General features: G+C 61.9%; 12 protein-coding genes. 11 read left to right on the top strand and 1 reads right to left on the bottom strand.

Translation table 11 applies throughout. The annotated features are described in order from the left end of the window. Window positions 1-74 precede the first annotated feature (74 nt). Window positions 75-992 (top strand): hypothetical protein, encoded by a 918-nt coding sequence (locus B0E51_RS18520; RefSeq protein WP_143526011.1) that lies wholly within the window; start codon window positions 75-77, stop codon window positions 990-992. Between the two features lie 159 nt (window positions 993-1,151). Here the strand turns inward: B0E51_RS18520 and B0E51_RS18515 are convergent, their stop codons facing one another. Then, entirely contained in the window at window positions 1,152-2,159 is a 1,008-nt protein-coding gene (locus B0E51_RS18515) for an NAD(P)-dependent alcohol dehydrogenase (RefSeq protein ID WP_077446358.1), read from the bottom strand. A 139-nt stretch (window positions 2,160-2,298) separates the two neighbouring features. Here B0E51_RS18515 and B0E51_RS18510 point away from each other — a divergent pair, with 139 nt between their 5' ends. The 10 genes from B0E51_RS18510 to B0E51_RS18465 all read left to right on the top strand — a co-directional run bounded on the left by B0E51_RS18510 (window position 2,299) and on the right by B0E51_RS18465 (window position 13,234). Further along, window positions 2,299-3,273, top strand: a complete 975-nt coding sequence (locus tag B0E51_RS18510) for an aldo/keto reductase (RefSeq protein WP_077446357.1) — start codon at window positions 2,299-2,301, stop codon at window positions 3,271-3,273. A gap of 154 nt (window positions 3,274-3,427) precedes the next feature. After that, entirely contained in the window at window positions 3,428-3,568 is a 141-nt protein-coding gene (locus B0E51_RS18505; protein WP_254424575.1) for a hemin uptake protein HemP, read from the top strand. A gap of 113 nt (window positions 3,569-3,681) precedes the next feature. Further along, window positions 3,682-4,242 (top strand): hypothetical protein, encoded by a 561-nt coding sequence (locus tag B0E51_RS18500; protein WP_143526010.1) that lies wholly within the window; start codon window positions 3,682-3,684, stop codon window positions 4,240-4,242. A gap of 190 nt (window positions 4,243-4,432) precedes the next feature. Then, entirely contained in the window at window positions 4,433-5,704 is a 1,272-nt protein-coding gene (locus B0E51_RS18495) for an efflux RND transporter periplasmic adaptor subunit (protein ID WP_077446438.1), read from the top strand. Window positions 5,705-5,883: 179 nt separating this feature from the next. Continuing rightward, window positions 5,884-6,606, top strand: a complete 723-nt coding sequence (locus B0E51_RS18490) for an ABC transporter ATP-binding protein (protein ID WP_077446354.1) — start codon at window positions 5,884-5,886, stop codon at window positions 6,604-6,606. Window positions 6,607-6,653: 47 nt separating this feature from the next. After that, the gene (locus tag B0E51_RS18485) at window positions 6,654-7,997 is read left to right on the top strand and encodes a TolC family outer membrane protein (RefSeq protein ID WP_077446353.1); all 1,344 of its coding nucleotides are present in this window, start codon (window positions 6,654-6,656) and stop codon (window positions 7,995-7,997) included. 51 nt (window positions 7,998-8,048) lie between these two features. Next, window positions 8,049-9,356, top strand: a complete 1,308-nt coding sequence (locus B0E51_RS18480; protein ID WP_077446352.1) for an ABC transporter permease — start codon at window positions 8,049-8,051, stop codon at window positions 9,354-9,356. Between the two features lie 10 nt (window positions 9,357-9,366). After that, complete coding sequence (locus B0E51_RS18475) at window positions 9,367-10,599, top strand: FtsX-like permease family protein (protein ID WP_077446351.1); 1,233 nt, start codon at window positions 9,367-9,369, stop codon at window positions 10,597-10,599. 51 nt (window positions 10,600-10,650) lie between these two features. Then, window positions 10,651-11,967: an ABC transporter permease gene (locus tag B0E51_RS18470; RefSeq protein WP_077446350.1), complete on the top strand. Its 1,317-nt coding sequence runs from the start codon at window positions 10,651-10,653 to the stop codon at window positions 11,965-11,967. Between the two features lie 10 nt (window positions 11,968-11,977). Then, entirely contained in the window at window positions 11,978-13,234 is a 1,257-nt protein-coding gene (locus B0E51_RS18465) for an ABC transporter permease (protein ID WP_077446349.1), read from the top strand. Window positions 13,235-13,302: the final 68 nt, after the last annotated feature.

Genomic DNA, 13,302 nt, shown 5'->3' with positions numbered 1-13,302 from the left:
GAGTGCATCGAACTGATTGCGGTTTCCGTATAATCCGACTCGGCCGGTTTATCCAGGCTCGCAGTCGCAGTAACTTGCGCAACAATTTTCTGGCGGCGGCGATCGTTGGAAGGCTTGGCAGAGATTTTCGATTTATCGAATGGTCGTGTGCAGCAAAGTTGTTTCATTCCACTCTTCATCGAGTTCACAGGGGAACCATGATGCATATCGGAAAGGTCGCGGGTTGTGCATTTGTCGCGGCAGCAGCCAGCCTGCTCAGTGGATGCGTGCAGAACGCAGTGAGGCCTGTTAATCAGAGTTTGGTTCCCGTCAAGACGATCATGCAGGATCTCGACGGCTATTCGAGTCGCGAATTCACGCCTGCAACGCTACCGGATCAGGTTCAAAAGACCATCGTCAATTCCGATGGCCAGTCGGTCGGCTTTCACCGCTTGATAGTGGATTTGGCTACCAATAGCACGCAGAATGGAGGCACGGGTGTCTCTCATTATACGAGCCATGATGTCTACCAGAATGAGGGCAACGGCCTTGTGCGGGGAGTATCTACGATCTCCAGCAATGGCATACAGACCATGGTGGTGTTAGGTCTGATTTATAGGAACATTTATAGCGTACGAGCGCAGAGTCTAAGTTTGAGTGCGGTGAATGCAAACCGGATCGTCGAGTCTCGGACGATTTCACATTTCGACACCCCTGCGACGGGTCACGAATTGCATCTTTCATATGACACCGGTTACGTGGGGCAAACCACGAATTTACTTCACAATGAGACGAACTGTGTATTCGGTCGCAGTTTTGAGGCATCCGAAATAAATCCCAAAATAATGGGCACGGCGCGTGATCTTGATTGTCAAGTCAGTAATCAGAATGGCATCGTGATAAGTAAAGAGCGCAGGGGCTATCTCGACAAGTATGGATTCGCCATCCTGCTTCGCCGCGAAAACTCTACGGCCGACATCACTTTCACGGTGACCGATTTCAAGACTGAGTAATTGTGGTCGATTTAAATCAGCGTAAAGCTTTCAAGTGCGGCAATGGGATGTGCTGCGAATGCAGCGGCACGATTAGGGGATGCTCTGATAGGTCTTTGTTCGTCATCCCAGCGGAAGCTGGGATGACGAGTCATTCAGGCCATCCCTGGCGGCAGCGCATCAGGCTTCCAGCACGATCCGGTAACGCGCCTTGCCCGCTTCCAGATGGGCCAGTGCCTCGTTGACCTTGGTCATCGGGAACATCTCCACCTGCGGGCGGATGTCGTGGCGCGCGGCGAAATCCAGCATGCGGGCGATGTCGACCGGTGAACCGGTGGGCGAGCCGGAGACTTCTCGCTGGCGACCGATCAGGGAAAACGCCGGTACGGGAATCGGCTCCAACACGGCGCCGACCACATGCATGCGGCCTTTGGGAGCGAGGGTGTTGAGCAAGGCGCTCCAATCCATCGGCACGTTGACGGTCACCAGCAGCAGGTCGAGCGAGCCGGCGATCGCCTTGATCGCCGCGGCGTCGCGACTGGCGACGACGTGATGCGCGCCAAAGCCGCGCGCCTCGTCGGCCTTGGCTGCGGTGGAGGTGAACGCGGTGACTTCGCAGCCCCAGCCGGCAGCGAACTTCACCGCCATGTGGCCGAGGCCGCCGATGCCGACCACGCCTACCCGTGCGGTGGGTTTGATGTCATAGGCGAGGAACGGTTTCAGCACGGTGATGCCGCCGCACAGCAGCGGGCCCGCGCTGGCGAGGTCGATGCCTTCGGGCAGCGGTACGGCCCACGCCCAGTGCGCACGTACCTTATCGGCGAAACCGCCATGGTGACCACCGATCGTCGCGACCGACGACGCGCACAGGTTCTGGTCGCCGGACAGGCACTGGCGGCAGTGCATGCAACTTTCTGCCGTCCAGCCGATGCCGACGCGCTGACCGAGTGCCAGTCCCTTGGCTTGTGCGCCCAGTGCGCTCACCCGGCCGACCACCTCGTGACCGGGAATGAACGGGTAGCACGACGAGCCCCATTCGTTGCCGATCATCGACAGGTCGGAATGACAGATGCCGCAATAGTCGACGGTCACCTCGACTTCCTCGGCACCCAGCGCATCCACGTCGAACGTGGTCAGCTCGAGGGGTTGACCGGCGGCGGTAGCAGCCCAGCCTGTGATCGACGACATGACGGCGGACTCCGGCTCGAGGGAAAGGCCAAGAGTACGCCTATGCGCCGGTGACGACAGGTGGTTTCAACGCATGGATTGGACGCGGCCACACGACTGTGGGCATGCTGACGGCCTTCTTCGTCATCGGAGCATCCCCATGCTTTACCGCCGCCTTGGCCGCACCGGCCTGCAACTTTCCGCGCTCTCGTTCGGCGCCTGGGTCACTTTTGGCAAGCAGGTGGGCCGGACCCAAGCACGTGACTTGCTCGCCTTGGCACACGATCGTGGGGTGAATTTTTTCGACAATGCCGAGACCTACAACAGCGGCGTGGCCGAGCAGGTGATGGGCGACGTGCTGGCCGATCTGCGTTTCCCGCGCGACAGTTACTGCGTCTCCAGCAAGGTGTTCTTCGGCGCCTACGACAAGCCGCTGCCGACCCAGCGGGGGCTGTCGCGCAAGCATGTGATGGAGGCCTGCACGCAGGCACTGCAGCGCCTGCGCGTCGACTATCTGGATCTGTATTTCTGCCATCGGCCCGATCCGGATACGCCGATCGAGGAAACCGTGGCGGCGATGGATACGCTGATCCGCCAGGGCAAGGTGTTGTATTGGGGCACCAGCGAGTGGCCGGCCGAGGCGATCCACGAGGCACATCGGATCGCGCAGGAAAATCATCTGTATGCGCCGGTAATGGAACAGCCGCAGTACAACCTGCTGCATCGCGAGCGGGTGGAAGTCGAGTACGCACCGCTGTATGCCGCCTATGGCATGGGTACCACGATCTGGTCGCCGTTGGCGTCCGGTTTGCTGAGTGGCAAGTACAACGACGGCGTGCCGGTCGATTCGCGGCTGACCCAGCCGGGTTATGAGTGGCTGCGCGAGAGCGTGCTTGGCCACGGCAACGAACGCATCGACAAGGTGCGCGCGTTGCAGCCGATTGCCGATGAGCTCGGCGTCAGCCTGGCGCAGCTGGCAATCGCCTGGTGTCTGCTCAACGAGCATGTTTCCACGGTGATGTTGGGTGCCAGTCGGCGCGAACAGCTGGAACACAATCTCGATGCGCTTGAGTTGTTGCCGCGGCTGGACGCGGGTATCGCAAGGCGCATTCTGCAGGCAGTTGGCGCGGGTTGAGCGGATTGGCGCGTGCTTGGCGGTGCAGGACCGATTGACATCTAAATGAGAATCATTATTATTTGAATGTCACTGACTTCCTGTGGAATCCGCCATGTCGACGCCTGTTCTATCCCTGACACAGCCGCCGGTCGCACCACACCGGCCTGCATCCATGTCAACCGCGGCCACGGCGACACGCCAGGTTTCCAGCATGTCGCTGCTGGCTGGTGCGCGCGAACTGGTGATCCAGCATCGGGGAAGTGAATACCACTTGCGGCTGACCCGCAACGACAAGCTGATCCTTACCAAGTAAGCGGTTGTCGTCGGTCTCATGACATGGCCGCCGTAAGGTGCCGTGTTTCACCAAGCCTGTCGCCAGTGCAGTCCGTAAGGGCGCCAGCTGGGCTGCACCTGTCGGAGGTTCCGATGTTCAGTCCATTAGCCCATCGCTTGCACGAGCTCAGTTCGTGCGCCAGCGCTGCGACGGTCAGCAGGCATTGGCTGCGGCCGGCGCCGGCATGGCTGGCAAGGAATCTGCCGCTTCTGGGCAGCGTCCTGTATGCGCCGATGCAGTCCGGCAATCGGGCAGCGCCGGAGTTGCCGCGTGGTCTGCTGGTTGAATCGAGGCAATGGGCCGCGCTGCTGCAGAGTCACTGGTGGGTGTCTGCCAGCACGATCACGGCCGATGGACCTCGCGAATGGATCGAGTGCGTGGACAGTGACGGTCGCCTCGACGCCCGACTGCACCTGCTGCCGGATACGGATTACCTTGCCTGGGATGCATTGCTGGCGGGTGCCGAACCGATCGCTGCGCCACCTCGCTGGGTGCCCTCGGGCCGACCGGCTGCTGCACAACTGCTGCGCTTCCATCTGCACCAGCTCGCTGGACTGTATGTGTTTGGCAGCATCAGGGCAGCTCAGGTGTCGCCGCTGGGCCAGCAACTGGCCGCGCAGATCGCACTTGCTGAAGCACGCGCATGGCGATAGGCGACGAACCGCTGAATCGTCGCCGCGGACGTTCGCTCGACTGTCCGTGATGTGTCCGCGGACACTGTTTTGCTTCGAGAGGAGTTTCTCAAAGCATTGAAATAAATAAGATTAATCATGATTCCGAGACTGGCACGCGGATTGCAATCAACCAGTTGCAACCGCGCTGTACGCGGTCAGGAACGGCATGATGATTCGCGATACTTCTGCACAGGACCGCATGGTCGAAGTCAAACCCAACCGCAATCGTCGGTTTATGCTGCTTGGCGCGGGCGCGCTGGTGCTGGGTCTGCTGGCGTGGCTGGCACCCGGCATCGGCCGGCTGTTTTCGGCGTCGGCTTCGGTCAGCAGTTCGCGGCTGGCATTCGCCACGGTCGAACGGGGTCCGTTCGTGCGCGACATCGCTGCCGAGGGCAAGGTGGTCGCAGCGGTCAGCCCAACCTTGTATGCCACCTATGGTGGCGCCGTGATACTGCAGGTGCACGCAGGCGACACGGTGAAGAAGGGCCAGGTGCTGGCCGTGGTCGACAGCCCGGAGCTGCGCAACAAGCTGGCACAGGAGCAGTCCAAGGCGGATGCCATGCAGGTCGATTACCTGCAGTCGCAAGTCGATGCGCGGACCAAGCGCAGCGACCTGCAGAAAGCCTTCGATAACGCGCAGATCGACGAGAAGAGCGCGACAACCACGCTGGACCGCACGCAGAAGGCGTTTGCCGCCGGTGCCGCCAAAGGCGTGGAGGTCGATCAGGCCAAGGACCTGCTGGAAAAGGCACGCATCACGCTGGCACATGCCAAGTCCGACCTGGGCATGAACAACGACAGCCTGAATCTCAACATCCAGTCCAAGAAGCTTGCCCACGAGAATCAACTGCTGGTGGTACAGGATCTGCAGCGCCAGGTCGACGACCTCAACGTGAAGTCGCCGGTCGATGGCCAGGTCGGCCAGCTGTTCATCGCCGAACGCGCTACCGTGGCCAAGGACGCGCAACTGCTCAGCGTGATCGACCTGTCCGCCTTGCAGGTGGAGATGCAGGTACCGGAAAGCTTTGCACGCGATCTCGGTATCGGCATGTCCGGCGAGATCAGCGGCAACGGCAATACCTGGAAAGGTCTGGTCAGCGCGATTTCGCCTGAAGTGGTCAACGGCGAAGTGGCGGCACGGCTGCGTTTCGACGGAGAGACGCCGAAGCAGCTGCGCCAGAACCAGCGTCTGTCCGTCCGGGTGCTGCTGGACAAGCGCGACAATGTCCTGACTGTGCAGCGCGGTTCTTTCGTCGACGAATCCGGCGGCAGCTACGCCTACGTGGTGCGCGACGGCATCGCCACCAAGACCCCGATCCGTGTCGGTGCCTCGAGCATCGACAAGGTGGAGATCCTTGACGGTCTGAAGGAAGGCGACCGCATCGTGATCTCAGGTACCGACAACTTCAAGAGTGCGGCCCGCGTCGCGATCAGCAACTGACTTGATTTACTCCCTCCCGTGTTTACAGGGGAGGGTTGTGACCGAAGGGAATTCCCTTTTGGGAGGGAGGGGTAAGGCTCTTGCTCTCAGGGTCAAAATCTCACCCCCTCCCAGCCTCCCCCTACAAGTAGGGGGAGGAGCCAAAGCACCAAGACAAACACCACCACCGAGGAACAACCATGCTGAAGATGACCCACCTGTCCAAGGTCTACCGCACCGAAGTGGTGGAGACCTATGCGCTGCGCGATTTCAACATCGACGTGAAGGAAGGCGAGTTCGTTGCCGTCACCGGTCCATCCGGTTCCGGCAAGACCACCTTCCTGACTATCGCCGGCCTGCTGGAAACCTTCAGTGGCGGCGAGTATCACCTGGACGGTATCGAGGTGAGCAACCTCAACGACAACGCCCGTTCGAAGATCCGCAACGAGAAGATCGGTTTCATCTTCCAGGCATTCAACCTGATTCCCGACCTCAACGTGTTCGACAACATCGAAGTGCCGTTGCGCTACCGCGGCATGAAGGCGGCCGAGCGCAAGCAGCGGATCATGGAATCGCTCGAGCGCGTCGGTCTCGCGTCCCGCGCCAAGCATTACCCGGCCGAACTCTCCGGTGGCCAGCAGCAGCGCGTCGCGATTGCCCGCGCACTGGCCGGCTCGCCGCGCCTGCTGCTGGCGGATGAACCGACCGGCAACCTGGATACGCAGATGGCGCGTGGCGTGCTGGAGCTCCTCGAGGAGATCCATCGCGAGGGCGCCACCATCGTGATGGTGACCCACGACCCCGAGCTGGCCGCGCGCGCGCAGCGCAACGTCCACATCATCGACGGTCAGGTGGTGGATCTGTCCGAGGATCCGCGCTTCCACGCTACCGGGCATGTGCGCAGCGAAGCCCATTCGGGCTGATGTCCCGTTCATTCATGACGATCAAACCCCGAAGGCGAGAACTGTCCATGCGTCTCAAGCTGTTGCCCCTGCTGCTTTGTCTTGGCCTGATGCCGTTGCCGGGTCATGGCGAAGATCTGATGGATGCCTATCATCAGGCCATCGCCAACGACCCGGTGCTGAGTACGGCCGATGCGGCGCGGGTGGTGACGGCCGAAAACGTGCCGCAGGCGCGTGCGGCACTGCTGCCGCAGCTGTCGGTGGGCCTGGGGCTGGAGCAGATCCATGGCGGCAGCGGTTCGGTCACCAGCTCCGGCGGCAACATCGTGTCCACCGGTTCGAGCGGTTACACGCGCGAGCGCGATCTCAGCACGACACTCAACCAGCCGATCATCAACCTGTCTGCCATCGCCAACCTCAAGGCTGCACGTGCCAGTCGCGATTCGGGTGACGAGACCTATCGTGCGGCACTGCAGAATCTCTACGTGCGTGTCTGCAACGCCTACTTCAACGTGCTGGTGGCGCAGGACACCCTGGACGTCTATCGCTCGTACGAGGATGCGTACAAGCAGGAATTTACCCAGTCCAGCGTGCGCCTGAAGAACGGACTGGCCACGGCGTCCGACGTGAGCCAGTCACAGGCTTATTACCTGTATATCAAGTCCGAGCGGATCACGGCGCAAGACGCCCTGAAGGATGCGCAGCGCGGACTGGAACAGATCACCGGCAAGCCGATCGAAGCACTGAAGCGGCTGCGCGAGGATCTGCCGATGCAGGCGCCCGAGCCAGCCGATGCCAAGGCGTGGGTGGATGCGGCGATGGAGAGCAATCCGGTCATCCTCGCCGCACGCTATGCGGTCACGTCGGACGAGCATCGTGTGTCCGCTGCACGTGCCGGACATCTGCCCACACTCAACGCCAGCGTGCAGTACGGCAAGTTCGGGAGCTGGTCCAGTGCAGTACCGGGTGCAGCTGCCTACGGCCCTGGCGTCACCACCATCGGCCTGACGCTCAACGTGCCGATCTTCAGCGGCGGGCTCACCCAGTCGCAGGTACGGCAGGCGATCGCGCAGCGTGACGAGGATCAGGGCGTGCTGGAAACCCAGCGTCGCCAGGCGGCACGGAATGCCGACAACTACTACAACCTGGTGGTGGACGGCATCGAGCAGGTCGACGCTGCGCGCACCTCGGTCGATGCCGCGCGCAGGTCACTGACCTCGATGCGTGCCGGCTACGAGATCGGCACGCAAAGCCTGACCAACGTGGTGTTCGCCATCGAACAGCTGGCCAATGTGCAGAGCGAATACATCGTCGTGCGTCACCAGTTCATCCTCAACAAGCTGCTGCTGAAACAGGCTGCCGGAAGCATCGGTGTGAGCGACCTGGAAGACGTCAACAGGTTGCTGCAATGAACCCCGCTGTGCCGTATCTGGAGCGCGGGCATCCACGTGAAGGTCAGAACCATGTTTGCGTACTATTTTGACCTGGGCTTGCGCAGCCTCAAGCGCAATCCGGCACTCACCGCGCTGATGGTGATGGCGATCGGCGTTGGTGTGGCTGCATCGATGATCACGTATTCGGTGTTTCGCGCCGTATCGGGCAACCCGATACCGGACAAGTCGGCGCAACTTTTCATCCCGCAGATCGACGGCTGGGGCCCGCAGCAGAACCGCGACGGCGAGCCGGCCGATGCGCTGAACTACATCGATGCCATGGCACTGATGCGTGCGCGTCGGGCTACGCGACAAACCTTTCTGTATGGCCTGAGCATGTCGGTGCTGCCGGGAGGCAATCAGAGCTTGCCGGTCGCCGTGAATGGCTATGCGGTATACGGCGATTTCTTTCCGATGTTCGAGGTGCCTTTCCTCTATGGCAGCAGCTGGAGTGCGGCGGAGGACGACGGGCACGCGGCCGTGGTGGTGTTGAGCGAGGAGCTCAACCAGAAGCTGTTCGGGGGCACCAATAGCGTGGGCCGCGAAATCACGCTGGACGGGCATGACTATCGCGTCGCCGGCGTTGCCCGGCATTGGGATCCCAAGCCGCGTTTCTTCGCACTGTTCAATGGCAGCGGCTTCCAGGACCCCACGGATTTCTACCTGCCGTTCACTCGCGCTCTGGATGTGCAGGTCAACCCGAACGGCAACAGCTGCCGGGGGCATCTGAGCTTTTCGGGCTGGAACGACTGGTTGCAGAGCAACTGCGTATGGGTCACGCCGTGGGTGGAGCTGGACAGTGCATCGGACGTGGCGGGCTATCGCCATTTTCTGGAAGGCTATGCAGCCGACCAGCAGCGTGCCGGACGTTTCGCCTGGGCACCCAATGTGCGCTTGCGCAATGTGACGCAGTGGCTCGATTACCAGAAAATCGTGCCGACGGAGAGCCGCATCTCACTGATCGTGTCGTTGGGCTTCTTCGCGATCTGCCTGATCAACACCATCGGCCTGCTGCTGGCCAAGTTCCTGCGCCGCGCTGGTGAGATCGGTGTGCGTCGCGCGCTGGGCGCCTCGCGCCGGGAAATCTATGAGCAATACCTGATCGAGGCGGCCACGGTGGGCCTGGCGGGTGGTGTGTTCGGTCTGCTGCTGACTGCTGTGGGCATATCCGGGGTAAGCCTGCTGTTCAGTCCGGAGATCGCACGCCTGGCGCACCTGGATCTTTCGCTGGTGGGGCTGACCCTGACGGTTGCCGTGCTCGCCACCGTGGCGGCTGCGTTTTACCCGGCTTGGCGCGCAGCGCAAGTACAGCCGGCCTGGCAGCTCAAGGCCAATTGAGGCGACGCACATGAGCATGCAGATCAAACCCATTCTTGCCGCATTGCGCCAGCACAAAGCCGGCACGGTGCTGATCGCCTTGCAGATCGCGCTGACCCTGGCGATCGTCTGCAATGCGCTGTTCATCATCCAGCAGCGGCTGGCACACCTCTCCGAACCCACCGGCATCGATGAAGCGAACCTGCTGGTGATCGCAAACCAGTGGGCGGGGCACAGGTCGTCGCAAGAGGTCGGTGCGCAGATCCAGGCCGACCTGGCCGCCTTGCGGCAGCTGCCCAGTGTGCGCGATGCGTCGCCCAGTGATGGCTATCCGCTGAGCGGCGGCAACTGGGACAATTTCGTGATGCGGACGCCCGAACAGCTCAAGCCGACCACCGACGCGTCGGTGTATATGGGCGACGAGCACATGCTCGATACGCTGGGTGTGAAGCTGATCGCCGGACGCAATTTCAATGCCTCCGAAATCATGCGGATGGCATCGCGCCAGGTGGTGATCCCGCCCGTGGTGATCGTGACCAAGGCGCTGGCCGATCACTTGTATCCGGATGGCTCGGCGCTGGGCAAGCCGATCTACTCGATGTCCACCACGCCGAGCACCATTATCGGCATCGTCGAACGTTTGCAGCGGCAAAACGTATCGAACTGGAGCAAGCCGTACGCCTACGAGTCCCTGCTGTGGCCGATACGCGAAGACACCGATGGCCTCTTCTACATCGTTCGCTCCAAACCGGGCCAGCTTGCCGACGCCATGCGTGAGGTACCCAAGGCGCTGTACGCGCAAAGCCGCATGCGCGTCTTCGATCCCAAGATCGGCGGGAGTTTCGCCCAGATACGCCAGCGTGCCTATGACAGCGACCGCGGTATTGCGATCCTGATGGGCATCATCAGCGTCGTGTTGCTGGCAATCACCGCCGCAGGCATCGTCGGCCTCACCAGTTTCTGGGTCGGCCAGCGCCGCAAGCAGATCGGTGTGCGCCGCGCGTTGGGTGCCACGCGCAGCGACATCCTCCATTACTTCCTGACCGAGAACCTGCTGATCAGCGTCGGCGGTGTGCTTACCGGTACGGTGCTGGCGATCGGTATCAATCTGTGGATGGTGACCCGGTTCGAGATGGCGCGATTGTCCATGGACTATGTCGGTACCGGCGTGATCCTGCTGCTGCTGCTCGGCCAGTGTGCAGTCCTGGGACCGGCCTTGCGTGCCTCGCACGTGTCGCCGGTGGAAGCCACGCGTTCGGCTTGAAAACTTTACGCCCCGCCTGAGTGCAGGAAGGGGCAAACGGAGAGTGGACACATGTTTGCTTACTACCTTGAACTGGCTATTCGCAGCCTCCGGCGCAGCCCCGGCCTCACTGCACTGATGGTGCTGACCATTGCCTTTGGTGTGGCGGCATCGATGACCACCTATTCGGTGTTTCGTGCGGTATCCGGCGATCCGATCCCGTGGAAGTCGGCGAAGCTGTTTGTGCCGCAGATCGACAATTGGGGGCCGAACGGGCGTGGCAGCGACGGCGAGCCGCCGAATGCGATGGACTACAACGATGCGATCACCCTGATGCGTGATCACCGCGCCAAGCTGCAGTCGGCGATGTATCAGATTTCCCCGTCGATCGTGCCGGCGGATGCCAGCAAGCATCCGATCAACGTCAGTGGCCACGCGGTGTACAGCGAGTTCTTCCCGATGCTGGACGTGCCGTTCCTGTACGGCAGCGGCTGGAGTGCGGACGACGATACGCAACGCGCCGCGGTCGTGGTGATCAGCAGCAAGCTGAACCAGAAGCTGTTCGGCGGCAGCAACAGCGTGGGCAAGACGGTCAACATCGAGGGCAAGGATTATCGCGTGGTGGGCGTGCTCAACGACTGGAACCCGCAGCCGCGCTTCTTCGATGTGGTCAACAGTGGTGGGTTCTCCACCGGCGTGGAGGATGTGTTCCTGCCGTTCCAGCGGGCCATCACCGTGGGTATACCCAACGACGGCAATACCAATTGCAACGCGGTTCCTACCGAGTCGGGCTTTGTCGGCCTGCAGCACTCCGCCTGCGTATGGATCGCCTACATGGCCGAGCTGGACGACACGGCGGCGGCAACGGCTTACAAGCAGTATCTCGATGGCTATGCGCACGACCTGCAGCAATCCGGCCACTTCGGCTGGGCGCCGAACAACCGTCTGCGCGATCTGCCGCATTGGCTGGACAACCAGCACGTCGTACCCAGTGATACCAAGGTGTCTCTGCTGGTGGCACTCGGCCTGCTGCTGGCGTGCCTGGTCAATACGGCAGGCCTGCTGCTGGCGAAATTCCTGCGCCGCAGCAGCGAGATCGGCGTGCGACGCGCGCTGGGCGCGCCGCGCCTGGCGATCTATGCGCAGTTCCTTACCGAGGCCAGCATCATCGGTCTGGCCGGAGGTGTGTTGGGCCTGATGCTGACCGGCGTTGGCGTGGTCAGTGTGGGCTGGGTGCTGCCGAAGGACATCGCCGCGCTGGCGCGGGTCGACTTCTCGCTCCTCACGCTGACCCTGCTGGTGGCCGTCATCGCGACCACGCTGGCTGGCCTCTATCCCACCTTCCGTGCTTCACGCGTGCAACCCGCGTGGCAGCTCAAGAGCAATTGAGGAAACCCTCATGACAATGCATCCCATTCTTGCGGCATTGCGCAAACACAAGGCCGGCGTCGTGCTGATCTCGCTGCAGATCGCGCTGACCCTGGCGATCGTCTGCAATGCGGTATTCATCATCGGCCAGCGTGTCGAGCGAGTGAACCGGCCCACTGGTTTGGACGAGAACGATCTGTTCCTGGTCACCCAGCAATGGGTGGGTGCGCCCAGCGGGGACGATCCGGCCGGCGTGGAAAAACTCGACGTGATGCAGCGGGAAGACCTGGCCGCGTTGCGCAACCTGCCGGACGTGGCTTCAGTGGCGCCAAGCAATTCCGTGCCCCTGCTCAATTCCTCATGGACTGGCTCGCTGTCGCTCAAGCCAGCAGACACACTGGGTAAAGGCAACCCGCGCACGGCGTATTACTTCACTGACGAACAGGCAATGACCACGCTGGGTCTGCACCTGGTGGCGGGCCGCGCCTTCAATGCTGGCGACGTGCAGCATCAGGGTGCCCGCGACCAGCGCGACCGTCCGGTCGTAATCGTGACCCAGGCACTGGCCGACAAGTTGTTCCCGCAGGGCAATGCGGTCGGCAAGGTGATCTATTCGGATGGCAGCGCTGCGCCGAGCACCATCATTGGCGTGGTCGCACGCCTGCAGATCCCAAGCACCGGAAGTTTTGGCAATGACTTTGCCTGGTATTCGACACTCGTGCCGACCCGGCTGGATGCGAGCTTTGCGCGCTATGTGGTGCGTGCCAAACCGGGGCGTCGCGATGCGGCGATGCACGCCGTGCCCGCGGCGCTGTATGCCGTCAATCCGATGCGCGTGCTGGACGACGATGAGAGCGTCAAGTCATTCGCCGATATCCGCGCCAGCGCCTACCGCGCCGATGTCGGCATGGCGATCCTGATGGGCGTGGTCTGCCTGATCCTGCTGTGCGTCACGGCGGCGGGCATCGTCGGCCTCACCAGTTTCTGGGTCGGCCAGCGCCATCGGCAGATCGGCGTACGCCGCGCCCTGGGTGCCCGCAAGATCGACATCCTGCATTACTTCCAGATCGAGAATCTGCTGATTGCCGGCGGAGGTGTGGTGCTGGGCGTGCTGCTGGCGGTGGGCCTCAATACCTGGCTGATGACGCATTACGAGATGACGCGCATCCCGCTGCTGTACGTGGTGACCGGTGTGCTGGCGATGCTGGCGATCGGCCAGGCGGCGGTATTCGTGCCGGCACGGCGTGCTTCCAACGTGCCGCCGGTAGAAGCGACGCGCGCAGCCTGATGATCTTCCCTTATCTCTTTTGTCGCTGACGGAAGCGGGTTTCATGTGCAGGAGTATTGGGTGCATGT

The organism is Rhodanobacter sp. C05 (assembly GCF_002001165.1).
Classification (GTDB): domain Bacteria; phylum Pseudomonadota; class Gammaproteobacteria; order Xanthomonadales; family Rhodanobacteraceae; genus Rhodanobacter.
Note: the sequence above shows the minus strand (reverse complement) of the source record. Positions and strands in the feature narration are given on the sequence as shown.